At 65.6% G+C, this 25,698-nt stretch carries 29 protein-coding genes; 15 read left to right on the top strand and 14 right to left on the bottom strand.

Annotated features, from left to right (window positions below):
• Positions 1–204 precede the first annotated feature (204 nt).
• Entirely contained in the window at positions 205–894 is a 690-nt protein-coding gene (tsaA, locus tag IB229_RS18340; protein ID WP_192331338.1) for a tRNA (N6-threonylcarbamoyladenosine(37)-N6)-methyltransferase TrmO, read from the top strand.
• A gap of 49 nt (positions 895–943) precedes the next feature.
• On the opposite strand, the gene fpr is transcribed toward tsaA, so the two are convergent.
• A complete protein-coding gene (gene fpr / locus IB229_RS18345) occupies positions 944–1,723 on the bottom strand; it encodes a ferredoxin-NADP reductase (RefSeq protein WP_192331339.1) in 780 nt (259 codons plus the stop codon).
• Between the two features lie 123 nt (positions 1,724–1,846).
• Here fpr and IB229_RS18350 point away from each other — a divergent pair, with 123 nt between their 5' ends.
• On the top strand, positions 1,847–2,773 hold the full coding sequence (locus tag IB229_RS18350; protein ID WP_192331340.1) for a LysR family transcriptional regulator: 927 nt from the start codon (positions 1,847–1,849) through the stop codon (positions 2,771–2,773).
• 6 nt (positions 2,774–2,779) lie between these two features.
• Here IB229_RS18350 and IB229_RS18355 read toward each other — a convergent pair whose 3' ends face one another.
• From IB229_RS18355 to IB229_RS18365, 3 genes are all read right to left on the bottom strand, one after another.
• Positions 2,780–3,133: a PilZ domain-containing protein gene (locus IB229_RS18355; RefSeq protein WP_225579175.1), complete on the bottom strand. Its 354-nt coding sequence runs from the start codon at positions 3,131–3,133 to the stop codon at positions 2,780–2,782.
• A 67-nt stretch (positions 3,134–3,200) separates the two neighbouring features.
• Positions 3,201–3,626, bottom strand: a complete 426-nt coding sequence (locus tag IB229_RS18360; RefSeq protein WP_192331341.1) for a DUF4124 domain-containing protein — start codon at positions 3,624–3,626, stop codon at positions 3,201–3,203.
• 63 nt (positions 3,627–3,689) lie between these two features.
• Positions 3,690–4,064 (bottom strand): tetratricopeptide repeat protein, encoded by a 375-nt coding sequence (locus IB229_RS18365; RefSeq protein ID WP_192331342.1) that lies wholly within the window; start codon positions 4,062–4,064, stop codon positions 3,690–3,692.
• A gap of 167 nt (positions 4,065–4,231) precedes the next feature.
• Between IB229_RS18365 and pyk the strand changes: the two genes are divergently transcribed.
• Positions 4,232–5,683 carry a pyruvate kinase gene (gene pyk / locus IB229_RS18370; RefSeq protein WP_192331343.1) on the top strand — a complete coding sequence of 484 codons (1,452 nt, stop codon included), beginning with the start codon at positions 4,232–4,234 and terminating at the stop codon, positions 5,681–5,683.
• Between the two features lie 68 nt (positions 5,684–5,751).
• On the opposite strand, the gene IB229_RS18375 is transcribed toward pyk, so the two are convergent.
• Genes IB229_RS18375 through IB229_RS18385 form a run of 3 tightly spaced genes read right to left on the bottom strand, consistent with a single transcriptional unit; the run spans position 5,752 to position 8,624 of the window.
• Positions 5,752–6,525, bottom strand: a complete 774-nt coding sequence (locus tag IB229_RS18375; protein ID WP_192331344.1) for an enoyl-CoA hydratase — start codon at positions 6,523–6,525, stop codon at positions 5,752–5,754.
• A gap of 40 nt (positions 6,526–6,565) precedes the next feature.
• Positions 6,566–7,504 carry an iron-sulfur-binding ferredoxin reductase gene (locus IB229_RS18380; RefSeq protein ID WP_192331345.1) on the bottom strand — a complete coding sequence of 313 codons (939 nt, stop codon included), beginning with the start codon at positions 7,502–7,504 and terminating at the stop codon, positions 6,566–6,568.
• Positions 7,497–8,624: a sensor domain-containing diguanylate cyclase gene (locus tag IB229_RS18385; protein WP_192331346.1), complete on the bottom strand. Its 1,128-nt coding sequence runs from the start codon at positions 8,622–8,624 to the stop codon at positions 7,497–7,499. The genes IB229_RS18380 and IB229_RS18385 overlap by 8 nt, the downstream gene beginning before the upstream one ends.
• Positions 8,625–8,859: 235 nt before the next feature.
• Here IB229_RS18385 and IB229_RS18390 point away from each other — a divergent pair, with 235 nt between their 5' ends.
• A complete protein-coding gene (locus IB229_RS18390) occupies positions 8,860–10,383 on the top strand; it encodes a fumarate hydratase (RefSeq protein ID WP_192331347.1) in 1,524 nt (507 codons plus the stop codon).
• A gap of 191 nt (positions 10,384–10,574) precedes the next feature.
• Here the strand turns inward: IB229_RS18390 and IB229_RS18395 are convergent, their stop codons facing one another.
• The gene (locus tag IB229_RS18395) at positions 10,575–11,519 is read right to left on the bottom strand and encodes a MerR family transcriptional regulator (protein ID WP_192331348.1); all 945 of its coding nucleotides are present in this window, start codon (positions 11,517–11,519) and stop codon (positions 10,575–10,577) included.
• 280 nt (positions 11,520–11,799) lie between these two features.
• Here IB229_RS18395 and IB229_RS18400 point away from each other — a divergent pair, with 280 nt between their 5' ends.
• From IB229_RS18400 to IB229_RS18425, 6 genes are all read left to right on the top strand, one after another.
• On the top strand, positions 11,800–12,354 hold the full coding sequence (locus tag IB229_RS18400; protein WP_192331349.1) for an antibiotic biosynthesis monooxygenase: 555 nt from the start codon (positions 11,800–11,802) through the stop codon (positions 12,352–12,354).
• Positions 12,355–12,536: 182 nt separating this feature from the next.
• On the top strand, positions 12,537–13,241 hold the full coding sequence (gene folM / locus IB229_RS18405) for a dihydromonapterin reductase (protein WP_192331616.1): 705 nt from the start codon (positions 12,537–12,539) through the stop codon (positions 13,239–13,241).
• A 23-nt stretch (positions 13,242–13,264) separates the two neighbouring features.
• Positions 13,265–13,825, top strand: a complete 561-nt coding sequence (folE, locus tag IB229_RS18410) for a GTP cyclohydrolase I FolE (protein ID WP_192331350.1) — start codon at positions 13,265–13,267, stop codon at positions 13,823–13,825.
• A complete protein-coding gene (gene folX / locus IB229_RS18415) occupies positions 13,826–14,197 on the top strand; it encodes a dihydroneopterin triphosphate 2'-epimerase (protein WP_192331351.1) in 372 nt (123 codons plus the stop codon).
• Between the two features lie 100 nt (positions 14,198–14,297).
• Positions 14,298–14,591: a DUF1244 domain-containing protein gene (locus tag IB229_RS18420; protein WP_192331352.1), complete on the top strand. Its 294-nt coding sequence runs from the start codon at positions 14,298–14,300 to the stop codon at positions 14,589–14,591.
• Entirely contained in the window at positions 14,588–14,926 is a 339-nt protein-coding gene (locus IB229_RS18425; protein WP_192331353.1) for a HopJ type III effector protein, read from the top strand. Before IB229_RS18420 ends, IB229_RS18425 begins: the two co-directional genes overlap by 4 nt.
• Positions 14,927–15,040: 114 nt before the next feature.
• Here IB229_RS18425 and trxB read toward each other — a convergent pair whose 3' ends face one another.
• Positions 15,041–15,988 (bottom strand): thioredoxin-disulfide reductase, encoded by a 948-nt coding sequence (gene trxB / locus IB229_RS18430; protein WP_192331354.1) that lies wholly within the window; start codon positions 15,986–15,988, stop codon positions 15,041–15,043.
• Positions 15,989–16,214: 226 nt separating this feature from the next.
• On the opposite strand from trxB, the gene IB229_RS18435 reads away from it, so the two are divergent.
• From IB229_RS18435 to IB229_RS18445, 3 genes are read left to right on the top strand one after another with little or no spacing between them, the layout of a single operon-like run.
• Positions 16,215–18,194, top strand: a complete 1,980-nt coding sequence (locus IB229_RS18435; RefSeq protein ID WP_192331355.1) for a diguanylate cyclase domain-containing protein — start codon at positions 16,215–16,217, stop codon at positions 18,192–18,194.
• 33 nt (positions 18,195–18,227) lie between these two features.
• The gene (gene cysZ / locus IB229_RS18440) at positions 18,228–18,977 is read left to right on the top strand and encodes a sulfate transporter CysZ (protein ID WP_192331356.1); all 750 of its coding nucleotides are present in this window, start codon (positions 18,228–18,230) and stop codon (positions 18,975–18,977) included.
• A 21-nt stretch (positions 18,978–18,998) separates the two neighbouring features.
• A complete protein-coding gene (locus IB229_RS18445) occupies positions 18,999–20,207 on the top strand; it encodes a glycosyltransferase family 4 protein (RefSeq protein WP_192331357.1) in 1,209 nt (402 codons plus the stop codon).
• Between the two features lie 124 nt (positions 20,208–20,331).
• Here the strand turns inward: IB229_RS18445 and IB229_RS18450 are convergent, their stop codons facing one another.
• From IB229_RS18450 to IB229_RS18470, 5 genes are all read right to left on the bottom strand, one after another.
• Positions 20,332–21,441, bottom strand: coding sequence for an NADH:flavin oxidoreductase (locus IB229_RS18450; RefSeq protein WP_192331358.1), 1,110 nt, complete (start codon positions 21,439–21,441; stop codon positions 20,332–20,334).
• A gap of 55 nt (positions 21,442–21,496) precedes the next feature.
• Entirely contained in the window at positions 21,497–22,090 is a 594-nt protein-coding gene (locus IB229_RS18455) for a TetR/AcrR family transcriptional regulator (protein ID WP_192331359.1), read from the bottom strand.
• Between the two features lie 84 nt (positions 22,091–22,174).
• Entirely contained in the window at positions 22,175–22,912 is a 738-nt protein-coding gene (locus tag IB229_RS18460; RefSeq protein ID WP_192331360.1) for a nitroreductase family protein, read from the bottom strand.
• Between the two features lie 123 nt (positions 22,913–23,035).
• The gene (locus IB229_RS18465; RefSeq protein ID WP_192331361.1) at positions 23,036–23,518 is read right to left on the bottom strand and encodes a glutathione peroxidase; all 483 of its coding nucleotides are present in this window, start codon (positions 23,516–23,518) and stop codon (positions 23,036–23,038) included.
• A 174-nt stretch (positions 23,519–23,692) separates the two neighbouring features.
• Positions 23,693–24,178: an FKBP-type peptidyl-prolyl cis-trans isomerase gene (locus IB229_RS18470; RefSeq protein WP_192331362.1), complete on the bottom strand. Its 486-nt coding sequence runs from the start codon at positions 24,176–24,178 to the stop codon at positions 23,693–23,695.
• Between IB229_RS18470 and IB229_RS18475 the strand changes: the two genes are divergently transcribed.
• Both IB229_RS18475 and IB229_RS18480 read left to right on the top strand, forming a co-directional pair.
• Entirely contained in the window at positions 24,147–24,479 is a 333-nt protein-coding gene (locus IB229_RS18475; RefSeq protein ID WP_192331363.1) for a DUF3565 domain-containing protein, read from the top strand. The two genes, IB229_RS18470 and IB229_RS18475, sit on opposite strands and share 32 nt — an antisense overlap.
• Positions 24,480–24,500: 21 nt before the next feature.
• Complete coding sequence (locus IB229_RS18480) at positions 24,501–25,685, top strand: acetate kinase (protein WP_192331364.1); 1,185 nt, start codon at positions 24,501–24,503, stop codon at positions 25,683–25,685.
• The last annotated feature ends 13 nt before the right edge of the window (positions 25,686–25,698 follow it).

Below are 25,698 nucleotides of genomic sequence, written 5' to 3' on the forward strand. Positions count from 1 at the left end.
AGTGTCCTCGTGCGGGCTCGACGGAGTTCAAGCCAGGGCAAGGATGCGCAATGCGCACCAGCGAGCGGTATTCGATTGCTGCGCATTTCTTGCCTGATCCTGCGAGTACGCCGAAACGCGCGAGCGCCTCACAGGTGAACGCACCACGCCCAGCGGCGGTTCGATCCGCTACCATGCGCGGGTCTTCACCGGTGCAGCCCCGTCATGTCCCATACCGTCTCGCCCGTCGGCTTCGTGCGCTCCTGCTTCAAGGAGAAATTCGCCATCCCGCGCCAGCCCCAGCTGGCCCCGGCCGCTCGCGGCGTGCTGGAACTCGTGCCGCCGTTCGACAAGGGGGAAGCGGTTGCCGGGCTGGAGCAGGTCAGCCACGTCTGGCTGCTGTTTCTCTTCCACCAGGCGCTGGAGGACAAACCTCGATTGAAGGTGCGCCCGCCGCGCCTGGGCGGCAATACCTCGCTCGGCGTGTTCGCCACCCGCGCCACCCACCGGCCGAATGGCATTGGCCAGTCGGTGGTGCGCCTGGACAAGGTCGAGCCAGGGCGCCTGTGGCTGTCCGGCATCGACCTGCTCGACGGCACCCCGGTGCTGGATATCAAACCCTACGTGCCCTACGCCGACAGCGTGCTGGCGAGCAATGCCATCGCCGCCGAGGCGCCGCAGCCGATTCCATTGAGTTGGGACGACCAGGCGCTGCAACAGGCCCATGTTCACGGCCAGCGCCTCGGCGAGCCGCTGTTCGAGCTGATCGAACAATGCCTGGCTCAGGACCCGCGCCCGGCCTACCAGGTGCCGGAGCCAGAGCGGCGCTACGGCGTGCGGTTCTGGGATGTGCAGGTGCGCTGGCACTACCCGCAGCCGGGGCAGATCCACGTGCTCGAAGTCGTCCCGGCCTAGAAACGACAAACCCGCCTGCTGGCGGGTTCGTCGGTACGGCGAGTAGTGTTTACTTCTCGACGAAGGCGCGCTCGATCAGGTAGTCACCCGGATCGCGCATGCGTGCGGAGACTTTCAGGCCGAAGCTGTCGAGCACTTCGCTGGTCTCGTCGAGCATGCTCGGACTGCCGCAGATCATCGCGCGATCGTCCTGCGGGTTGATCGGCGGCAGGCCGATGTCTGCGAACAGCTTGCCGCTGCGCATCAGGTCGGTCAGACGCCCCTGGTTCTCGAACGGCTCGCGGGTCACGGTCGGGTAGTAGATCAGCTTGTCCTTCAGCGCGTCGCCGAAGAACTCGTTGCGCGGCAGGTGCTCGGTGATGAACTCGCGGTAGGCGACTTCGTTCACATAGCGCACACCGTGAACCAGGATGACCTTCTCGAAACGCTCGTAGGTTTCCGGGTCCTGGATCACGCTCATGAACGGCGCCAGGCCAGTGCCGGTGCTGAGCAGGTACAGGTGCTTGCCCGGGTTGAGGTCATCGAGTACCAGCGTGCCGGTGGGCTTCTTGCTGATGAGGATCTCGTCGCCTTCCTTGAGGTGCTGCAACTGCGAGGTCAGCGGACCGTCCGGCACCTTGATGCTGAAGAACTCCAGTTGCTCTTCCCAGTTCGGGCTGGCGATGGAATAGGCACGCATGAGCGGGCGCCCGTTCGGCTGTTGCAGGCCGATCATGACGAACTGGCCGTTTTCGAAGCGCAGGCCCGGGTCGCGGGTGCACTTGAAGCTGAACAGCGTGTCGTTCCAGTGATGAACGCTGGTGACGCGCTCCGAATTGAAGTTGCTCATGCTCGGGTAGCTCCGAAAAATAAAGGCTGCCAGCGCCCTTCGACGCAATTGCGCGACATTGTAGTGACCGCCACAATATCTGTTAACTGAATTATCAAGATATAGGTTATCGGTTATATAGATATGCGATTTACTCTCCGTCAGTTGCAGGTTTTCGTCACCGTCGCCCAGCAGGAAAGCGTCTCCAAAGCGGCGCAACTGCTCTCGCTCTCGCAGTCGGCGACCAGCACCTCGCTGACCGAGCTGGAGCGCCAATCCGGCTGCCAGCTGTTCGACCGCGCCGGCAAGCGCCTGAGCCTCAATGCGCTGGGTCGCCAGTTGCTGCCACAGGCCGTCGCCCTGCTCGCCCAGGCGCGCGAGATCGAGGACCTGCTCAATGGCAAGAGCGGTTTCGGCTCGCTGGATGTCGGCGCCACGCTGACCGTGGGCAACTACCTGGCGACCTTGCTGATCGGCATATTCATGCAGCGCCATCCCGAGTGCCAGGTCAGCCTGCAGGTGCAGAACACAGCGAATATCGTCCAACAGATCGCCCACTACGAACTTGATCTGGGTCTAATCGAAGGCGATTGCCAGCACCCGGATATCGAGGTGCAACCCTGGGTCGAGGACGAACTGGTGGTGTTCTGCGCGCCCGGCCACCCGCTGGCGAAATCCGGCGTGGCCTCGCTGGAGGCGCTCAGCCGCGAGGCGTGGATCCTCCGTGAGCAGGGCTCGGGCACGCGGCTGACCTTCGACCAGGCCATGCGCCATCACCCCACACCGCTGAACATCCGCCTGGAGCTGGCGCATACCGAGGCGATCAAACGCGCGGTCGAGTCGGGCCTGGGCATCAGCTGCATCTCGCGCCTGGCCCTGCGCGATGCCTTCCGCCGCGGCAGCCTGGTGCCGCTGGAGACGCCGGGCATCGACCTGCGCCGGCAGTTCTACTTCATCTGGCACAAACAGAAATACCAGACCGCAGCGATGCGCGAGTTCCTCGAACAGTGCCGTGAGCTGACGGTGGGGGTGACGCGCAGCGACCAGATCGTCCTGCCGCCGATTGCCTGACGGGCGTCAGGCCGACGCCTGGATCGGGTGGAAGCTGAAGTAGTTGCGCAGCGCCTCGACCATCTCGACGTACTCGGCGGGGGGCGCGACCAGGCTGAAGCCGGAGTCGAAGCTGCCGGGGGTGACGTCTTCGCGGCTCCACTGGCAGGTGGCATAGAAGTCGATGTGACGGATCTGCCCATCCTGACCGGGAATCTTCAGGCGCATGTCGAAGCGTGCATTGACCAGCATCGGCAATTGGCTGATCAGCATCAGGCCGTCCAACGACACGTTGCCGATATAGCCCATGGGCTTGTCGGTAAAGCGGTTGAAGACCTTTAGGTAATAAGGCAACTGATGACGTTCGATGCGGCGCTGCATAAATATGATGGCCAATCGCTACGAAGGGGTTTTCGAGTATGGGCGCAGAGCCGGCATCGCGCCAGACTCAGCCGCACCGCTCGGCAATTCGGGTCGACAAACGGCTACGTGCGGCCTCCACTTCGGCATCCTGGTAATACACCCGGTTGCCGTCGGCATCGGTGCGAAAGTAGCGCCCATCCCGGTTGATCTGCTCCAGCTTGTCGCGCAACTGGCCGCATTCCTGGCTGCGCTTGGCATGGGCCTCGGCAGCGCGGGAGTCGGCCTGGGCCTTTTCCGCCCGGCGCGCATCGAAGAATTGCGCGGTCCGAGCCTCACGCTCGCGGGTGGCGTCGTCGCGCTCGACCACCTGGGGTTTCACCTCGATCTGTTGCGCGCTGGCCGCACCGGGCCGGGCACCGAAGTGCACACGGCCCTGCTCGTCGGTCCAGCGGTAGATTTCCGCACTCGCCAGCGCAGGCAGCAGCAACACGCTCAACAGCAGATAACGCATGATTCGCTCCCTCGAAAAGCAGAGCTTAAACCGGCCGCCGCGCGAGTGAATAGCGCTGACGGATCAGAGCGCCGCCGGCGAGGCCTTGGCCGGCTCCGGCGCACCGTGATGACCCAGCTGCTGCAGGGTTTCCAGGCGCGCACGGGCGCGGTAGGCGTACTCGCTGGCCGGGTAACGGCTGATGATGAACTGGTAGGTCTGCGCCGCATCGACGAACAGGCTCTGGCGCTCCAGGCACTGGCCGCGCAGCAGGGAAATTTCCGGCTGGATGTAACTGCGCGAACGGCTGCTGCGCTCGGCGCGCGACAGGTCGAGCAGCGCCTGGTCGCAATTGCCCAGGTCGTAGTTGCGGTAGGCCTCGTCGAGATGCCGGTCGAGCGCCACGCGGGTGCAACCGGCCAGGCCGGCCATCAGGGTAAGAATGATCAGAATGCGCATGCTGGTGTCCTCCACATTTTCACAGTATCGGCCGGGGTGGATTTTTCTGCAGCCGCACAGCGGCATCTTGCCCGCCTGACGACGCCGACAAGGTAGTGAACGAGAACAATGACTACAGTTTTTTGCCGTAGTAGCCTCAGCGCACGCAGCAATCCTGGAGTCCCCGCATGACCTTGCGCCGTACCAAAATCGTCGCCACCCTCGGCCCCGCCAGCAACTCGCCGGAAGTTCTCGAACAACTGATCCTCGCCGGCATCGACGTGGCCCGTCTGAACTTCTCCCACGGCACTCCCGACGAACACAAGGCCCGCGCCAAGCTGGTGCGTGACCTGGCCGCCAAGCATGGCCGCCACGTCGCCCTGCTCGGCGACCTGCAAGGCCCGAAGATCCGCATCGCCAAGTTTGAAGGCAAGCGCATCGAGCTCAAGGAAGGCGACATTTTCCGCCTCTCCTCCAGCCACTCGCGCACGGCGGGCACCAAGGAAGTGGTCGGCATCGACTACCCCGATCTGATCAAGGATTGCGACATCAATGACGAGCTGCTGCTCGACGACGGCCGCGTGGTCATGCAGGTCGAAGCCAAGCGCGCCGACGAGCTGGAATGCCGCGTACTGATCGGCGGCCCGCTGTCCGACAACAAGGGCATCAACCGCCGCGGCGGTGGCCTGACCGCGCCGGCCCTGACCGAAAAGGACATGGCCGACATCAAGCTGGCCGCGGAAATGGAAGTCGACTACCTGGCTGTGTCCTTCCCGCGCGACGCGGCGGACATGGAACTGGCCCGGCGCCTGCGTGACGAGTCGGGCGGCACCGCCTGGCTGGTGGCGAAGATCGAACGCGCCGAAGCCGTGGCCGATGACGCCGCCCTCGACGGCCTGATCCGTGCCAGCGACGCGGTGATGGTGGCCCGTGGCGACCTCGGCGTGGAAGTCGGCGATGCCGAACTGGTCGGCATCCAGAAAAAAATCATTGCCCACGCCCGCCGCTACAACAAAGCCGTGATCACCGCGACGCAGATGATGGAGTCGATGATCCACAGCCCGATGCCGACCCGTGCGGAAGTCTCCGACGTAGCCAACGCTGCGCTGGACTACACCGATGCGGTGATGCTCTCGGCCGAGAGCGCCGCTGGCGAATACCCGCTGGAAGCCGTGCAGGCCATGGCCCGCGTCTGCCTGGGTGCGGAGAAGCATCCGACCAGCCAGAAATCCAGCCACCGCATCGGCCGCCAGTTCGAGCGGTGCGACGAAAGCGTGGCCCTGGCGACCATGTACACGGCCAACCACTTCCCGGGCGTCAAGGCGATCATCAGCCTCACCGAAAGCGGCTACAGCCCGCTGATCATGTCGCGTATCCGCTCCTCGATCCCGATCTACGCGTTCACCCCGCACCGCGAAGCGCAGGCCCGTGTAGCGCTGTTCCGCGGCGTCTACACCGTGCCGTTCGACCCGAAGAGCATGCCCGCCGACAAGGTCAGCCAGGCCGCGGTGGACGAACTGCTGAAACGCGGTGTGGTGGAACCAGGCGACTGGGTGATCCTGACCAAGGGTGACAGCTACCACGGCACCGGCGGCACCAACACCATGAAGATCCTGCACGTCGGCGACCAGATGGTCTGAGCTGCTGCAGCACTGAAAAAGGCCGCTCGATGAGCGGCCTTTTTATTGCGTGATCCGTAGGGTGCGCTTCAGGCGAACCTGGAGAAATCCGGCTTGCGCCGCTGCATGAATGCCGACAGCGCCTCCAGCGCCTCGGGCGATTTCAGGCGCTGACCGAACAGCGCGCCCTCCTCCTCGATCACCTTGCGTAACTCTTCGCGTCCCGGTGTGCGCATCAGGCGTTTGCTGTCGGCGATGGCCGAGGGCGCCAGTTCTAGGAAGCGCCGCGCCATCTCGCGGGCCTTGGCCAGGGTGCTCGGACCGTCCTCGAGCACGCCGCTGGCAATGCCCCAATCCGCGGCCTGTTGACCATTGAAGCTCTCACCGAGCAGCAGCAGTTCCGCCGCCCGGGCCTGCCCGAGCAGGCGCGGCAGGATCAGGCTGGAGCCGAACTCAGGGCACAGGCCGAGGTTGACGAAAGGCATTTTCAGCTTGGTGTCACGCGCCACGTAGACCAGGTCGCAATGCAGCAAAAGCGTGGTGCCAATACCCACCGCCGGCCCCGCGACGGCGGCGACCACCGGCTTGCTGAACTCGAACAGCGCGCGCATGAAGTGGAACACCGGGCTGTCCAGGCTGGTCGGCGGCGCCTGGAGGAAATCGGCGACATCGTTGCCGCTGGTGAAGCATTCCGCGCCACCGGTAATCAGCACCACGCGCACGCTGCTGTCGCCATCGGCGGCGTCCAGCGCATCGCCCATGCGGTTGTACATGTCGCGGGTCAGCGCGTTCATCTTGTCCGGACGATTCAGGCGCAGGGTCAGCAGGCCGCCATCACGCTCGACCAGAATGTGCTCGCTCATCAAATGTTCCTCACTGGTGCCGGACGCACCGTGAGCAGGCTCAGGCGCGCGGCAGAAAGACGTCGGCCAACAGCTGGTTGCGCGGCAGGCCGGCCAGGTACAGGCGCCGGGCAAAGCGTTCAACGCTGGCAGGAGAGCCGCAGAGTAAGGCGCGGGTTTGCCGTGAAACAAGCTTCAGTTCCGCCAAAACCGCCGCCAGCTCGGTCGCGTCCAGCTGTTCGACCTGCACCTGCGAATACTGCGCCGCCAGCTCGCACAGTGGTCCGGCGAGGTACAGTTCGGACCGCTCACGTGCCACGTGCAGCAAGCGAATCGGCCCCTGGTGCTGCTGACGCAGCGCCTCGCGCAGGATGCCCCACAACGGCGCCAGCCCGGTACCGGCAGCCAGCAGCCACAGCGGGCGCTCGCTCCAGTCGGGGTCGTAGTGCAGCGCCCCACCACGCAGTTCGCCCAGACGCAGTGGTGCGCCAGGCTGGAAGGTGCGCGCGGCGTCGCTGAAGGCGCCGCGCTCGTGGCAATCGATATGGAATTCCAGCCAGGAATCGAGCCCCGGCACGCTGGCCAATGAGTACGGGCGAGCCAAGCCATCGGCAGTCCACAGCAGCAGATGCTGGCCGGCGCTGTAGCGCAGCGGTTTGTGCGGCTGCACGCGCAGGCGCAGCACGTCGGCACTCAGCCAGTCGCAGGCGAGGATATCGGCCGGCAAGCCGTCACGCAGGGGGTCGAACACCTCCACTGCGAGGTCACCGCTGACCCGGCACTGGCACGCCAGGCACCAGCCCTGGGCACGCTGCGCGGCGTCCAACGCCTCGGGCATGTCGTCCTGCACCTCACCGGCGATGCAGCGCACCAGGCAGGCATGGCAACTCCCGGCGCGGCAGCTGTAGGGTACGCGCAGGCCGGCCTGGTTGAGGGCATCGAGCAAATTGCTGCCCGCCGGGACCGACCAGCTGCGCCCAGCAGCCAGCAGATCAGGCACCCGTGCTCTCCCAGGCGGCGTCGCAACGGTTGCGGCCGCCACGCTTGGCCCGATAGAGCGCCTGGTCGGCGCGCTGCAACGCCTCGTCCAGGTCGTCACCTGGATTGAGCAGGGTCATGCCGGCGGACAGGCTGAGGTTGGCCACCTGCACGCCGACCGGCTCGGCACTGGCGAAGGCCTCGCGCAGGCGCTCGCAGCAGCTGGTGAACTGATCGGCATCGGTATTGGGCAGGAACAGGACGAATTCCTCGCCACCGTAGCGGGCCAGCACGTCGCCATCGCGCAAGCAGGCCCGCCCCACGGCGGCAAAAGTCTGCAGGACACGGTCGCCAGCGGCATGGCCGTGCACATCGTTGATGCGCTTGAAGTAATCCAGGTCGATCAACGCCAGGCCATGTTGCCGTCCCGGCGCCAGGTTATCCAGCTCACGCAGCGCCAGGCGCAGGAAATGGCGGCGGTTGTACAGGCCGGTCAGCTCGTCGGTGGCGACCAGGTCTTCGAGCTGGCGCATCATGCCGCGCAGGGTGTCCTGGTGCGCCTGCAAGGCGTAGCGACGCTGGCGCATACGCTGGCGCAGGGCCTGCACGTAGCTGGCGAACAGACTCTGCCAGACCAGGGCAATGAACAGTGCGCAGCACTGCATCAAGGCCAGGCCGGGATCACTGAGGCGCATCTGATAGCCTTCCCAGAGGTTCACCAGGGCGAAACCGAAGAACGCCAGCGCCGCGCAGCGCACGAACACCCGCGGCTGCAGCTGGAACACGCCGAACATCAGGATCAGGACGTAGAACATCATCAGTGTGCCGCGTGCCGTGTCGAACTGGGCGATCAGGCAGGTCAGCAGGATGACGCCGACCATCACCTGGGCTTCGGTCAGGCTGGGGTCGCGAAAGCGCAGGTTGTCACCGCGCAGGAACAGCGCCAGGAAGATCAGTTGCGAGACGGCCGCCAGGCCGCTGAAGGTGGTCGCGCCGATCAGCGCACCACGGTACAGGTCGTTGTACACCGCGACCCAGAGCAGCACGGTAATCAGACCGTACGTCCCCACTGCCATGCCGAAACGCTTCAGCAGCAGGCTTTGCAACGTACGCTGGGAGACACTGGAATTGTTCGTGCTCATGGGCTCCATCCCGTACTGGCACCTTGCCGCCACTCTACCCCTGTGATCACAAAAAACCTAGGAAGAATGCGTGACATACGTGCACAGTCGGTTTGTCTTTCAGACCTAGGTCGACTGCCGGCGACTGTGCCCGACAGCTCTGCCGCGCTATACTTCGGCGCCCTTTTTCTTGCACCTGCGCCGGGTCGTGGTCCGGCGCTTCCCTACTGATGTTCCCAACTAGAGGAGCGCTTGCATGACCGTGATCAAGCAGGATGACCTGATTCAGAGCGTCGCCGACGCGCTGCAGTTCATCTCCTATTACCACCCCGTCGACTTCATCCAGGCCATGCACGAGGCGTACCTGCGCGAAGAATCGCCGGCTGCACGCGACTCCATGGCGCAGATCCTGATCAACTCGCGCATGTGCGCCACGGGCCACCGGCCGATCTGCCAGGACACCGGGATCGTCACCGTGTTCGTCAAGGTCGGCATGGATGTGCGCTGGGATGGTGCAACCATGAGCCTCGACGACATGATCAACGAGGGCGTGCGCCGCGCCTACAACCTGCCGGAAAACGTCCTGCGCGCCTCCATCCTGGCCGACCCGGCCGGTGCACGGAAGAACACCAAGGACAACACCCCGGCGGTGATCCACTACTCCATCGTCCCAGGCAACACCGTGGAAGTGGACGTGGCCGCCAAGGGCGGCGGCTCCGAGAACAAGTCGAAGATGGCCATGCTCAACCCGTCCGACTCGATCGTCGACTGGGTCCTCAAGACCGTGCCGACCATGGGCGCCGGCTGGTGCCCGCCGGGCATGCTCGGCATCGGCATCGGCGGCACCGCCGAGAAAGCCGCGGTGATGGCCAAGGAAGTGCTCATGGAACACATCGACATCCACGAGCTGAAAGCCCGCGGCCCGCAGAACAAGATCGAGGAAATGCGCCTCGAGCTGTTCGACAAGGTCAACCAGCTGGGCATCGGCGCCCAGGGCCTCGGTGGCCTGACCACCGTGCTCGACGTGAAGATCATGGACTACCCGACCCACGCAGCCAGCCTGCCGGTATGCATGATCCCCAACTGCGCCGCCACCCGCCACGCACACTTCGTGCTCGACGGTTCCGGCCCGGCCGAACTGGAAGCGCCGGACCTCTCCGCCTACCCGGAAATCGTCTGGGAAGCCGGCCCGAGTGCACGCCGCGTCGACCTCGACACCATCACCCCGGAAGACGTGCAGAGCTGGAAACCGGGCGAGACCGTGCTGCTCAACGGCAAGATGCTCACTGGCCGCGACGCCGCGCACAAGCGCATGGTCGACATGCTGAACAAGGGCGAAGAACTGCCGGTCGACCTCAAGGGCCGCTTCATCTATTACGTCGGCCCGGTCGATCCGGTCGGTGATGAAGTGGTGGGCCCTGCCGGTCCGACCACCGCCACCCGTATGGACAAGTTCACCCGCCAGATCCTCGAAAGCACCGGCCTGCTGGGCATGATCGGCAAGTCCGAGCGCGGCCCGATCGCCATCGATGCGATCAAGGACAACAAGGCCGTGTACCTGATGGCCGTCGGCGGCGCCGCCTACCTGGTCGCCCAAGCGATCAAGAAGTCCAAGGTGCTGGCGTTCGCCGAACTGGGCATGGAGGCGATCTACGAGTTCGAGGTCAAGGACATGCCGGTCACCGTGGCGGTCGACACCAAAGGCGAGTCGGTGCACATCACCGGCCCGGCGATCTGGAACAAGAAAATCATCGAAAGCCTGGCTGTCGAAGTGAAGTAAGCATTCGCGCGTGACGAAAAAGCCCGGCTCGATGCCGGGCTTTTTTATGGGCGTTTCTCAGCACACTGCTCGTGCAGGGTGACTCAGGCGTCATCGACCCAGCGGGCGGGCTTACGGTGGGTATAAGGCCTTGAATGCCTGATGCGTCAGCGTTACGGGTGGTGCGCACGGCGCACCCTACGGGAGTCGGCTCAGGTATCCAGACGCCCGGCAAGAAACTGCTGCAGGCGGCGCTGCATCAGTCGGCCTTCGCTGCCCAGGCGGGCGATCGGCGAGCCGTCGAGTTGGTCCTCGATCAGTTCGGCCACCTCGCCGGCCAACAGCAACGGGCACGGTAATACCAGTGCCTGACGCCCCAGCAGTTTGGCCAGGTCGTCAGCCGGCGGGCGGTTGGAGAACAGCACCAGCGCCTGCGGCCGGACCTTCTCGCAGACCAGCGCCAGCTCCGCCAGCGGCTGCCCGAGCGCCAATACCTGCACGCGCGACTCGCCATCGCCCAGCAGCAACCCGGCGACCAGCAACTCCAGTTCCTGACAATGTCCGGGGATGCTCGCCAGCAACACGTCTACCGAACCGCTCGCCGCCAGTTGCAGGCGCTGCAGGGCGCGGGCGCGCAGGAAACTGTCGAGAAACAACCACTCGCTGGTCTGGCCGAAGTCGTCGCGCCGCGCGAGCAACTCGCGCCACACCGGCATCAGCACATCCTGGAATACCGCCACCAACGGGTAGCTGGAGAAGATCTGGCCGTAGAGACGCTCCAGCTGCGCCGCGTCGAACTGTGCGACGCAGTGGCGGATGCGCGCCTGCCACTCGCCCCACTCGCCATCGACCACCTGCTGATACCCCGGCGCCGAGGCCGCCAGGGCACTGCTGCGCGCGAGCAGCTTGCCGACCTTGCTCACCGGCACGCCGCGGGCGATCCACGCCAGGATGCTGCGTACCGCGTCGATATCGTCGCTGGAATACAGGCGATGGCCACTCTCGGTACGGGTCGGCTGGATCAGCCCGTAACGCCGCTCCCAGGCACGCAGGGTCACCGGGTTGACGCCGGTGACGCGCGAAACCTCACGAATGGGGAACAGCTCTTCCTGCTGCAGCGATGCAGAAGCCAGGAGCCGGCTGGCGAGTTCGTTCATGGGCATGGGGCCGGGAAAAGATCGGCAGAGTGTACCGCACCACGCGCGCGGCGCTATGCACCGGCGCGGGGCCGCACGCACGCTGTCGGGGCGCAGGCGTCGGCATGCGGCCGGATCCCGCACTTTCCAGCCCGACGGCAGTCCACAGCAATGCGCGGCTCTGGCGTATTTCGCAAAAATCGGAATAATCCTTGCCTGTCATTTGCGTCGCGCCATCACCCCGGTGCCACGTATCGCGCCATGCCCTATCCGGGCAGCGCCCGCTGCAAGGAGATACACAATGTCTGCCGATCCCGTCACCTTCATGGTGGCTCGCCGCGTTCCCCGCGAGCGTTTCGACGAATTCCGTTCCTGGCTGCACGAAGGTGAGCTGCTGGCCGCCGACTATCCCGGCTATCTCGGCTCGGGCGTGCTGGCCCCGCCACCCGATGACGACGAGTTCCAGATCGTCTTCCGCTTCGCCGACGAAGCCACGCTGACCACCTGGGTGCACTCCGAGGCACGCGGCGCCTGGTTGCAGCGCGGCAGCGGCCTGTTCAGTGAACCGCAGGAGCTGCACGTGCGCGGCCTCGACGCCTGGTTCGGCAGCACGCCGCAGAAGCCGCCGCGCTGGAAGCAGAGCGTGGCCATCTGGCTGGCGTTCTTCCCGGTCTCACTGGGCTTCAACCTGCTGTTCGGCGGCTGGCTCGGCGAACTGCCGCTGGCCCTGCGCATCCTCCTCAGCACCCTGGCGCTGACGCCGCTGATGACCTACTGGTTCATCCCGCTGTCGACCCGTCTGCTCGAACCCTGGCTGCAGGCGCGCCAGCGTCACGCCCAGGTACAGACGCGCTGATCCACCGGCCCCATCACGGGGCTGGCGCAGCACTCGTTTCCCCGCCTGAACCGACGCACAGCGCGCATCTCCACAAGATGCGCATGGTTGTACCGCCATACCCCTTGCGATACCGTTGCCCGGGCCTGCGCAGCCCCTGGCTGCGTGCCTTTTTCATCGTGTCCTGCGAGCCCGTCATGAGTGTGTGCAACGCCCCGATCCTGATCACCGGCGCCGGCCAGCGCATCGGCCTGCACTGCGCCGAACGCCTGCTCGACGACGGTCATCGGCTGATCGTCAGCTACCGTAGCGAACGCCCCGGCGTGCAGCTGCTGCGCGAGCGTGGCGCACTGACGCTGCAGGCGGACTTCTCCAGCGAAGCCGGTATCCAGGCGTTCATCGATAGCCTGAAGGGCCACACCGACAGCCTGCGCGCAATCGTCCACAACGCCTCGGACTGGCTCAGCGAAACGCCGGGCAACGAAGCTGCGGTGTTCCAGCAAATGGTCAGCGTGCACATGCTCGCGCCCTACCTGATCAACCTGCAGTGCGCCGAGCTGCTGCAGCGCTCGAACAACGCCGACATCGTGCACATCAGCGACGACGTGGTACGCAGCGGCAGCGGCAAGCGCCCGGCCTACTGCGCCAGCAAGGCCGGCCTCGACAGCCTCACCCAGTCCTTCGCCGCGCGCTTCGCCCCGACCATCAAGGTCAACGGCATCGCCCCGGCCCTGATCCTGTTCAACGAGGGCGACGATGCGGCCTACCGCAGCAGACGCCTTGCGGAATCGCCCCTCGGCATCGAGCCCGGCGCCGATGTCATCTACCAGAGCCTGCGCTACCTGCTGGACAACCCCTACGTCACCGGCACGACGCTCGCCGTCAATGGCGGCCGCCACCTCAACTGAGGCGTGCCGCGAGGACCTAGCCCATGAACCCGCACCTGCCCCACCACTATCGCGCGATTCTCGTCGGCCTCGGCGAGAACCCCGAACGCGAGGGCCTGCTCGACACCCCCAAACGCGCCGCGAAGGCCATGCAGTACCTGTGTCACGGTTACCAGCAGTCGCTGGACGAGATCGTCAACGGCGCGCTGTTCGCCTCGACCAACGACGAGATGGTGATCGTCAAGGACATCGAGCTGTATTCGTTGTGCGAACACCACCTGCTGCCCTTCATCGGCAAGGCGCATGTCGCCTACATGCCCACCGGCCGCGTGCTGGGCCTGTCAAAGGTGGCGCGCATCGTCGACATGTACGCGCGGCGCCTGCAGATCCAGGAGAACCTCACGCGGCAGATCGCCGAGGCCATCCAGAGCGTCACCCAGGCCGCCGGCGTGGCCGTGGTGATCGAGGCGCAGCACATGTGCATGATGATGCGCGGGGTGGAAAAGCAGAACTCGTCGATGAACACCTCGGTTATGCTGGGCGCCTTCCGCGCGTCCAACACCACCCGCCAGGAATTTCTGCAACTGATCGGACGGAGCAAGTAAATGCCACGACTGGACCCCGGCATGGCGCGTATCCGGGTCAAGGACCTGCGCCTGCGCACCTTCATCGGCATCAAGGAGGAGGAAATCCTCAACAAGCAGGATGTGTTGATCAACCTCACCATCCTCTACCCCGCCGACGAAGCCGTGCGCGACAACGACATCGAACACGCCCTCAACTACCGCACCATCACCAAGGCGGTGATCCGCCACGTCGAGGAAAACCGTTTCGCCCTGCTCGAGCGCCTGACCCAGGAAATTCTCGACCTGGTGATGAGCAACCCGGACGTGCGCTACGCCGAGGTCGAGGTCGACAAACTGCACGCCCTGCGCTTCGCCGAGTCGGTGTCAATCACCCTCGCCGCCCAGCGCTAGGCACACGCTTTCTACTGCCCTGCTGCGCCCTGCGCAGGGCATTGCTGCCGACCGGCAGCACTTCTATCATTCGCCCCCTTGCGCAAACTGGGAGTCAGCCATGACCGAGCAACAACGCCTCGAACTGGAAGCCGCGGCTTTCCGCCATCTGGTTCAGCACCTGCGTTCTCGCCCCGATGTACAGAACATCGACCTGATGAACCTCTCCGGTTTCTGCCGCAACTGCCTGTCCAAGTGGTACAAGGCCGCCGCCGATGAGCAGGGCGTGGACATCGACATGGAGCAGGCCCGCGAGGTTGTCTACGGCATGCCGTACGCCGAGTGGAAAGCCCAGCACCAGAAAGAAGCCAGCACCGAGCAGCTGGCCGCATTCACCAAAGGACAGCAACCATGAGCCAGCTGCAAGACTTCCGCGCCCGCCTGCACAGCGAGCAGTTCCTCTTCGCCGAAACGCTGGCGTTCATCGCCGAGCACTACGACTACCAGCAGAGCGCCTTTCGCAACGGCCACGTCGACAACGCCGCCGGGCAGAACGAAGGCTCGTGCAAGACCCTCGGCCTGGCCCTGCTCGAAGGCCTGAGCCTGGAAGAAACCCTGCGCGCCTTTGGCGAGCACTACCGCGCCGTGCTGGCCAGCCCCGACGGCAGCGACCACGGCAACATCCGCGCCCTGCAGGACACCGGCCTGCCGGGGGTGACGTTCGAGCGGCAGGCGTTGAGCCGCAAGTAAGCCGCTAGCGATTCACCGCGCAGAAAAAAGCCCCGCCGTAGCGGGGCTTTTTCATTCAGGGGCGGTGGTGGGCCTGCGCGGGATGTCCACATACGCCGCGGTTTCAGCACGGCCTCACAGCGCGTCGAGGTAACGCTCCACATCGAGCGCCGCCATGCAGCCGGCGCCGGCGGAGGTAATGGCCTGGCGGTAGACGTGATCGGCCACGTCGCCCGCGGCGAACACGCCCGGCAGGTTGGTCGCGGTGGCATTGCCGTCGCGGCCACCGTTGACCACCAGGTAGCCATCGCGCAGCTGCAGCTGACCGTCGAACAGCGAGGTGTTCGGCGTGTGGCCGATGGCCACGAACAGACCGTCGACCTGCAGCTGATCGTGGCTGCCATCGCGGTTCTTCAAGCGCACACCGGTCACGCCCATGGCGTTGCCCAGCACTTCGTCCACCTCGGCGTGCAGCTTGAGCACGATCTTGCCCTCGGCCACGCGTGCCTGAAGCTTGTCCTGCAGGATTTTCTCCGCACGGAAGCTGTCGCGACGGTGCACCAGGGTCACCTTGCTGGCGATGTTGGCCAGGTACAGCGCCTCTTCCACTGCGGTGTTGCCGCCGCCGACCACCGCTACCTCGCGGTTGCGGTAGAAGAAGCCGTCGCAGGTGGCGCAGGCGGACACGCCCTTGCCCATGAAGGCCTCTTCCGAAGGCAGGCCCAGGTAGCGCGCGCTGGCACCGGTGGCGATGATCAGTGCGTCGCAGGTGTAGGTGCCGCTGTCGCCTTGCAGGGTGAACGGCTTGCCGGCCAGATCCACGGCGTTGATGTGGTCGAAGACGATCTCGGTCTCGAAGCGCTCGGCGTGTTCCTGCATGCGCTGCATCAGTGCCGGGCCGGTCAGCCCGTGGGGGTCGCCCGGCCAGTTGTCGACCTCGGTGGTGGTGGTCAGCTGGCCGCCGGCCTGCATGCCGGTGATCAGCAGCGGTTTGAGGTTGGCCCGCGCGGCGTACACCGCCGCGCTGTAACCGGCGGGGCCGGAACCGAGGATGATCACCCGGGAATGGCGCACTGCTGACATGGGGCACTCCTGCCGGCAACGACCGGCGCGAAAAAAGGGGCTGCCCGGAAGCACTTGGGGAAGGCTTGGGACATGCGGACAACCCGTAAAGTGGCGCGTGCCGATGCACGCGTTTGCTGGAGGCCACCCTAGTCGCGGGCAGGCGCCAACAAAAGTTGCCATTCTCAATGTCGCCCATCGACTGTGCCTATACTTGCCAGCGAACACTTCATGCGGTGGATAGCTCATGCCCGTGCGCAACCGCCTGCTCCTGCTGTTCCTGCCGCTGATGCTGCTCAGCCTCGCGGCGGTGTGGTTGCTCAGTCAGCAGATACTGTTGCAACGCTTTGACCAGCTGGATGCGGAACAACTGGCCGACGATGCCAACCAGCTGCACCTGCAGCTGCACCAGGAAATGGCTCGCCTGACCATGCAGGGCCGCGACTGGGCGTGGTGGGACGACACCTACAATTTCGTCGAGGACCACAACCGCCGCTACGTCGAGAAGAACCTCGACCTCACCACCCTGGTCAACCTGCGCCTGCACTTCCTGCTGATCTACGATCGCCAGGGCCGCCTGATCGAACAGCGCTGGAACCTGCCCGCCGCCAACCAGCTGATCACCGCCAACGGCGCCAGCCTTCCTGCTGCCCAAGAGCAGCAGCGCCTGGTCCTGGAGCAGATCGAGCAGTACGGCATCAGCCGCTATCGCCGCGACCCGCGCGAAACCGTCAGCGCCTGGCTCAAGGTCGGCGGTCTGCCGGCGTTGGCCAACAGCACGCCGACCAGCCGCACCGGCGACGGCATCGAAGCCAACGGCAACATGGTGATGGGCTACTTCCTCACCCGCGAACTGATCAAGGAACAGCAGAACCAGTTGCTGATGCAGTTCCAGCTGGCCGACAACCAGCCGGTACCTGCCGGCTCGTTCCCCCTCGACATCAGCAGCAGCCACGCCAGCAGCCAGGCCTGGCTGACCCCGCGCCAGCTCGTCGGTGACCACCAGGAAACCCGCCTGGTCCTGCTCGACGACCAGGGCCAGCCGGTGATCAGCTTCGCCCTGCAGCGCGAGCGGCCGATCTACCAGCAGGGCCGGCAGAGCATCAACCTGTTCGTCTTCAGCGTGCTGGTGATCATCCTGCTCGGCGCGGCCGGCGGCTTCCTCGGCCTCGAGGTGTGGGTAATCCGCCGCCTGCAGCAGATGAACCGCGCGGTTTCCGCCATCGGCCAGCACAACGACAGCGAGCGCCTGCACGAAACCGGGCATGACGAATTCGGCCAGCTCGCCGGCGAGATCAACCAGATGCTCGAACGCATCGAGCAGAGCGAACGACGCGACCGGGTGATCCTCGACAACATCCAGGACGGCTTCTTCGAACTCGACGTCAGCGGCAAGGTGATGTCAGCCAACCGCTCGCTGGAACAGATGCTCGGCTACCCGCCCGGCGGCATGCGCGGCCAGCCCATCGTCGACGTGCTGCACAGCGACGACGCCCTGCGCACCCGCGCGCAGTTCATTGCCGCGCTGGAGGCCGAGGGCAAGGCGGTGATCAGCGCCCAGCTCAAGCGCCGCGACGGCAGCTTCGGCCACTTCGAAGGGCGCTTCTCGGTGATTTACGGCCAGGGCAACCAGCGCATCGGCTATCGCGGCATCGTGCGCGACGTCAGCGGCCAGGTGGCGCTGCAGAATCGCCTGATGGACATGGCCTACCGCGATCCGCTGACCGGCCTGGGCAACCGCAAGGCCTTCCTCGAGCAGCTGCGCCTGAGCATCGAGGAAGCCGACACGCACCAGCGCAGCCTGGCGCTGTTCTACATCGACCTGGACCGCTTCAAGGAGGTCAACGACCGCTTCGGCCACGACGCTGGCGACGAGTTGCTGACCCTGATCGCCGAGCGCCTGCGCAGCAGCCTGCGTGACCCGGACCGTATCTATCGCCTGGGCGGCGACGAATTCACCCTGCTGATGCCCGGCGGCACCCGCGAATCGGCGCAGCGCCTGGCCGACCGACTGCTGAGCAACATGCAGCAGCCGATGAACGTGCGCCAGGGCCTGATCGACTTTGTAACGCCCAGTATCGGCATCGCCCTGTACCCGGAGCACGCCAACGAGGCCACCAGCCTGATCAGCGCGGCGGATCACGCCATGTATCAGGCCAAACGCCAGCGCAACAACGCCTGCGTGTACCAGCCCAGCGCCCTTTCGTCGACCACGGAAAGCCGGTAAGGTCGGCGCATTTTCCACCTCCGGGAGACGTCGATGCCCACCCCCGCCCTCTCTGGCCCGCAGTATCTGGGCGAAGGCCTGAAGCTGGTCCTGAGCCCTGGCCTGCGCCTGTTCGTGCTGCTGCCGCTGACGGTCAACCTGCTGCTGTTCATCGGCCTGATCGTGCTCGCCATGCAGCAGTTCGGCGGCTGGGTCGACACCTTCATGCCCAACCTGCCGGACTGGCTGAGCTTCGTGCAGTACATCATCTGGCCGCTGTTCGTGCTGGTGGTGCTGCTGATCATGTTCTTCAGCTTCACCATGCTCGCCAACATCATCGCCGCGCCGTTCAACGGCTTCCTCGCCGAGAAGGTCGAGGTGGTAGCCCGCGGGCGAGACGACTTCCCGCCCTTCAGCTGGGCCGAGCTGATGGCCATGGTGCCGCGCACCATCGGCCGCGAGCTGCGCAAGCTGGCGTACTTCCTGCCACGCGCCATCCCGCTGCTGATCCTCACCTTCATCCCGGTGCTGAACCTGGTGGCCGCACCGCTGTGGATCCTCTTCGGCGTGTGGATGATGGCCGTGCAATACATCGACTACCCGTGCGACAACAACAAGGTCTCCTGGGACGACATGCTCGCCTGGCTACGCGAGAAACGCTGGCAGAGCCTGGGCTTCGGCGGCGCGGTGTACCTGGCGCTGCTGATTCCCTTCGTCAACATCCTGGTCATGCCCGCCGCCGTCGCCGGGGCCACGCTGTTCTGGGTGCGCGAACGCCAGCCGGGCGCCGTCACAAAGGCGTAACGCCGCCGTCACGTCTCCTACATGGCGCCGGTCGACACTGGCGCCATGAATGTCACAAGCCTGCACATCGCCTTGATCAGCGAAACCTTCCCGCCGGAAATCAACGGCGTCGCCAACACGCTCGGCCGCCTTAGCCAGGGCCTGATCCAGCGCGGCCATCGCCTGCAGCTGATTCGCCCGCGCCAGTTGGCGGACGAGCAGCAGGCCAGCGACGAGCACCTGCTGCTGACCCGTGGCTGGCCGCTGCCCGGCTACCCCGGCCTGCAGTGGGGCCAGTCGTCGCTGCACAAGCTGCTACGACGTTGGCAACGTCAGCGCCCGGACGTGCTCTACATCGCCACCGAAGGCCCGCTGGGGCTGTCAGCCTTGCGTGCGGCGCGGCGCCTGGGCATCCCGGTGGTCAGCGGTTTTCACACCAATTTCCAGCAGTACACCGGGCACTACGGCCTGGGCCTGCTGACCCGTGCGCTGACCCGCTACCTGCGCTGGTTCCACAACCGCACGCGGATGACCCTGGTACCCAGCCCGAGCCAGCGCCTGGAGCTGCAGCGCCGCGGTTTCGAGCGCCTGATGCTGCTGGCCCGTGGCGTCGACGGCCAGCTGTTCCATCCCAGCCACCGCTCGCCTGAACTGCGCGCCAGCTGGGGCCTGGGCCAGGACGATATCGCCGTGCTGCATGTCGGCCGTCTGGCCGCGGAGAAGAACCTGGCGCTGCTGGTACGCAGCTTCCGCGAACTGCAGCAACGCTTCCCGCAACAACGCCTGAAGCTGGTGCTGGTCGGTGACGGCCCGCTGCGCGCACAGCTGCAAGAGGAACTGCCGCAGGCGATCTTCTGCGGCGTGCAACGCGGTACCGCACTGGCCGAGCATTACGCCAGCGGCGACCTGTTCCTCTTTCCCAGCCTTTCGGAAACCTTCGGCAACGTGGTGCTCGAGGCCCAGGCCGCCGGGCTGGCGGTAGTGGCTTACGACCAGGCCGCCGCCGCGCAACATATTCACCACGGACACAACGGCGCGCTGGCCATGCCGGGCGACGAGCAGGGCTTCATCGACGCCGCCTGCTGGCTGCTGGAAGACCGCGAGAGCCTGCGCAGCGTGCGCCTGAATGCCCGCCAGCACGCCGGCAAACAGGGCTGGGATGCCATCGTCGCGCAGTTCGAGCACCTGCTGCAGGATGCCAGCAGCGCACATATCACGGACGAAAAAAAGCCCCGGTGTGCCGGGGCTTGAAGCGTGATGCGGCGCCTGGCGCCGCACCCGATGCCAAGGTGATCCTGTGGTTCCCACGCTCCAGCGTGGGCTCCTGACCTTGAGCGCTCCCACGCAGAGTGTGGGAGCGCTCAAGCGGGCAGGATTAGACCAGCTGTTTCAGTGCTTCGCGGCTGAACGGCAGGATGTCCTGCTCGCGGCCTTCGCGAACCTTCTGCGCCCAGTCCGGGTCGACCAGCAGCGCACGGCCCACGGCCACCAGGTCGAACTCCTGCTTGTTCAGGCGCTCCAGCAGATTTTCCAGGCTGGCCGGCTCGGCAACCTTGTCGGTGTTGACCATGAACTGCAGGAATTCGCCGTCCAGGCCGACGCTGCCCACGGTGATGGTCGGTTTGCCGGTCAGCTGGCGGGTCCAGCCGGCCAGGTTGAGATCGGAACCTTCGAATTCCGGCTCCCAGAAGCGACGGGTCGAGCAGTGGAAGATGTCCACGCCGGCGTCGGCCAGCGGCTTGAGGAAGGCACCCAGGGCTTCCGGCGTCTGCACCAGGCGCGCGGTGTAGTCCTGCTGCTTCCACTGCGAGAAACGGAAGATGATCGGGAAGTCCGGGCCGACCGCGGCGCGCACGGCCTTAATCAGCTCGATGGCGAAACGCGAACGCTGGGCCAGGTCGCCGCCGTACTCGTCGGTGCGCTGGTTGCTGCCTTCCCAGAAGAACTGGTCGACCAGGTAGCCGTGGGCGCCGTGGATTTCCACCCCGTCCATGCCGATGGCCTGGGCGTCACGGGCAGCCTGGGCGAAGGCCGCGATGACTTCGTCGATATCGGCCTTGGTCATGCCGTGCACGACCACGTTGCCTTCCTTGATCTTCTCGCTCGGGCCGTAGCCCGGCACGCTGGCGTCCGGCTCGGTGCCGAGCTTGCGCACGTTGCCCACGTGCCACAGTTGCGGAACGATCTTGCCGCCTTCGGCGTGCACCGCGTCGACCACCTCTTTCCAGCCGGCCAGGGCGTCTTCACCGTAGAAGCGCGGCACGTGCGGGTAGCCGTTGGAAGCCTTGTGGCCAACGGTGGTGCCTTCGGTGACGATCAGGCCGACACCCGCGGCAGCGCGGCGACGGTAGTACTCGACGACCTTGGCATTGGGCACGCCGCCCGGGGAGAAGGAACGGGTCATCGGCGCCATTACCACACGGGTCGGCAGCTCCAGGTTGCCCAGCTGGAAGGGTTGAAACAGGGCTTTTGCAGGGGCGTTCATGGGGACTCCAAATGCCGGGCAGATGACCGGTCGTCTCGTTTACGGGCAATAAAAATCAGGGCTGCAGAAGCAGTTCCAGACGGGTGTTGAAGGCGTGCAGCGGAGCCGAACCGGCGCCAACCTTGAGGCGGGCCAGCACGCCCTGCCAGGCGCTGTTGATGAAGGTGGCGAGGTTGTCGCAATCCTCGTCGGCCGCCAGTTCGCCAGCCTCTTGAGCCAGCTCCAGGCACCCGCGCAGGATGTCCACCGAGGCCTGCTGGATAGCATCGACCTGGGCGCCGATGGCCGGCAGCAGGTCGGCCATCTCGAAACTCAGGCTGCCGATGAAGCAGTGGTACTCGGCCTTGTCCTGGCGGGCGAAATGGCCCTGCAGGTCCTGGTAATAGGCGAGGATGCGCGCACGCGGGCTCAGCGCCGGATTGGCCAGAGCCTCGGCATAGCGCTGCAGGCGCGGACGGTAGACGAACTCGAGGGCGTGCAAGGCGAAGTCTTCCTTGCTGGCGAAGTAGTGATAGAACGAGCCTTTGGGAATGCCCGCAGCCTGGACGATCTCCTGCACCCCGGTACCGTGGTAGCCGCGGCGGGTCATCACCGCCGAGCCCTTGGCCAGGATCAGGTCGCGCTTGTCGAGTCGGATGCTGTTGTTCATGCCGCCAGCATATGACCGGTCGTCTCGCCCCGCCCAGCACTATTGATAGGGGTGATTGAGGGGCATAGCAGGGTGAGGGACTGCCTACAGCCAGGTGACCTGCTGCTCCAGCGGAAAACGCAGCCGCGGGTTGTACACGTCCTTATCCCCCTGATGCCCGACCGCCAGCAGCATGATCGGGATCGCCGCGCGCGGCAGGTCGAGCACGCGGCGCAGGCGCACCTCGTCGAAGCCCTCCATCGGGCATGTGGCGAAGCCGTGGCTCTGGAACGCCAGCATCAGGTTCTGCGCCGCCAGGGCGGTCGACTTCACCGCCCAGATACGCATGTCGGCCCTGCTGTTTGGCTTACGCATCAACGGCTTGCGCAGCGCCACGATGCGCAGCAGCTGGCGCTTGAAGAAGCCCAGCAATCCCAATGGCCCCTGGTTGTACTGGAACGGCGCAGTCCTGGCGTAGAAGTCGCGAACGCGCGCCGGCACCTCGGGCTCCGGCCAGAAGGTGATGATGTCGCGGCAGGCCTGCCGCCAGGTATCGGGACGCGCCAGCACGGCAATGATCAGCGGTGCCTTCGCCGCGTTCTGGCTCATGCATACCGGATGCAGACGCGCGAGCAGCTCGGCGTCGCGGATCACCTGAAAGCTCCAGGGCTGCAGGTTGCAGGAGTTGGGCGCGAGGGTCGCCAGTTCCAGGCAGTCGCGAATGACCGCCTCGGGCACCGGCTCGGCGGTGAAACGTCGCACCGCGCGGCGGCTTTCGATCAGCGCGCGCAGGGCAGCGGGTGAGACATGGGCGGCGGTATCGTCAGGAGAGAAGCTGTTCATCGCGGGTGTCCTCGGCAGATCACCCGATTAAGCCGCCGATGACCACAGGCAACAAGCACCCGGTGCCGAACAGCCCAGGCATTGGCGCAAATGCCCGCCTATCCGAGCCATGCGCCGAACCGATCAGCCGAGGGCTTTCTCGATGGCCTGGATCACTGCGGGATCATCCGGGGCGGTGCGCGGCGAGAAACGCGCCAGCACGCGGCCATCGCGGCCAACCAGGAACTTCTCGAAGTTCCAGGTGATGTCGCCGGGAAACTCCGCACCCTCGCCCGCCAGCAGGCGGTACAGCGGATGACGCCCAGGACCGTTGACCTCGAGCTTGCTGCCCAGGGGGAAGCTCACGTCATAGTTGAGGCTGCAGAACGCGCGGATTTCTTCCTCGCTGCCCGGCTCCTGACCGGCGAACTGGTTGCACGGCAGGCCGAGCACGGTGAAGCCGCGTTCGCGGTACTGCTGGTAGAGGTTTTCCAGGGCCGCGTACTGCGGAGTCAACCCGCACTTGGAGGCCACATTGACCACCAGCACCAGTTGGCCCTTGTACGGCGCCAATGGCAGATCCTGGCCATCCAGCGCACGCAGGTTCAGGTCGTGAAAGGCACTCATGGCTAACTCCTTGTGAACGCAACACAAAATCCGCGCAGAGGAAAAAAAGGCGCCCGCGGGCGCCTTTTCCGTTCGCTGAGCTTAGCAGCCGCGCCTGCGGGTGAAACGACCATAAGTCGTATTGCGCAGCCGCCAATCAGGCCGTCGATCCGCTTTCGCCGATCACGCTCGGACTCAGTGGTGGTGACCACCTTCACCGTGGATGTGGCCGTGGGCCAGCTCTTCGGCGAGGGCGTCACGCACGCTGACTACCTTGACCTTGAAGTTCAGACGCTGGCCCGCCAGCGGGTGATTGCCGTCAACGATCACGTCGTCGCCATCGAGGTCACGCACGGTGACGATCTGCATGCCGCCGTCCGGGCCGGAAGCGTGGAACTGCATGCCCACTTCCAGTTCGTCGACGCCTTCGAACATGCTGCGGTTGAGGGTCGCAACCAGCTCGGCGCTGTACTCGCCATAGGCGTCGGCCGGCTCGATGGTCACATCCAGCTCGTCGCCGGCCTGCTTGCCTTCGAGCGCCTTTTCCAGGCCGACGATGATGTTGCCGGCACCGTGCAGGTACGCGAGCGGCGCGCCGCCTGCGGAACTGTCGATGACCTCCCCGGCGTCGTTGGTCAGGGTATAGTCGATGGAGACAGCCTTGTTGGCGGCGATCAGCATGGGGCGAGACCTTTTGCAAAAGATTGAAGAACGCGCAAGTTTACCTGCCGATTCGACCGAAAGCGACCCGAGCGCAGACGGACGGAACCCAACGACGACGGTCCTCACAGGCTATCGCCGGGACGAGGAGGGGCACTGGGTGGCCGAGCTTGCCTGCGGCCATACGCAGCACCTGCGTCACCTGCCACCCTGGCAGAATCGCGCCTGGGTGGACGACCCGGAACTGCGCCAGCAACGGGTCGGTCAACCCTTCGAATGCGGCTGGTGCGCGCAGCAGCGCGACAAACCCGCCAACGGATAGAACGCTAGCCAAGGAGCACGCATGCCGGCACGCAACATTCTGGTGATCAACTGCGGCAGCTCGTCGATCAAGTTCGCCCTGATCAACGAGGCCCACTCGCATTTCACCCTCAGCGGCCTGGCCGAACGCCTGGGCAGCCACGACGCCGTGCTGCACTGGCAACGCGGCGACGAGAAAGGCAGCCTGATGCTGCCCGACGGCGACCACCGCGCCGCCCTTGCCCAGTTGCTGCCGCTGGTGCAGAACGCCGCCGGCGGCACGCTGCACGGCATCGGCCACCGCGTGGTCCACGGCGGCGAACACTTCACCAGCGCCAGCCTGCTCGACCCGCAGGTGATCGCCGCGATTCGCGCCATCGCCCCGCTGGCCCCGCTGCACAACCCGGCCAGCCTACTGGGCATCGAAGCAGCCCTCAGCCTGCACCCGCAGCTGCCGCAGGTGGCGGTGTTCGACACCGCGTTCCACCAGAGCCTGCCCGAACACGCCTACCGCTACGCCGTGCCGGAACACCTCTACCGCGAGCACGGCGTGCGCCGCTACGGCTTTCACGGCACCAGCCACCGCTACGTCAGCCACCGCGCCGCGGAAATCGCCGGGCTGGCCGTCGGCGACAGCAGCTGGCTGTCCGCGCACCTGGGCAACGGCTGCTCGACCTGCGCCATCGTCAACGGCCAGAGCCGCGACACCAGCATGGGCATGACCCCGCTCGAAGGCCTGGTAATGGGCACCCGCAGCGGCGATGTCGACCCCAACCTGCACGGCCACCTGGCCCGCGCTCTGGGCTGGAGCCTGGAACAGATCGACGCGATGCTGAACAAGGACAGCGGCCTGCTCGGCCTCTCCAGCCTGTCCAACGACATGCGCAGCCTGGAACAGGCGCGCGATCAGGGCCACGTCGGCGCCACGCTGGCCATCGAGGTGTTCTGCTACCGCCTGGCCAAGTCCCTGGCCGCCATGAGCTGTGCCCTGCCACAGCTGGACGGCCTGATCTTCACCGGCGGCATCGGCGAGAACTCGCCCCTGGTGCGGAGCAAGACCGTGGCCCACCTGAAACTGCTCAACCTGGCCCTGGACAAGGAGGCCAACGCCCGTAGCATCCGCGGCGTCGGCGGCCCGATCCAGGCCTACGGCCACCCGCGCGTGCTGGTGGTGCCGACCAACGAGGAGCGGCAGATCGCCCTCGACACCCTCGCCCTACTCCACTGAAGGCGCCCGTTCG

The organism is Pseudomonas sp. PDM14, assembly GCF_014851905.1.
Lineage (GTDB): Bacteria > Pseudomonadota > Gammaproteobacteria > Pseudomonadales > Pseudomonadaceae > Aquipseudomonas.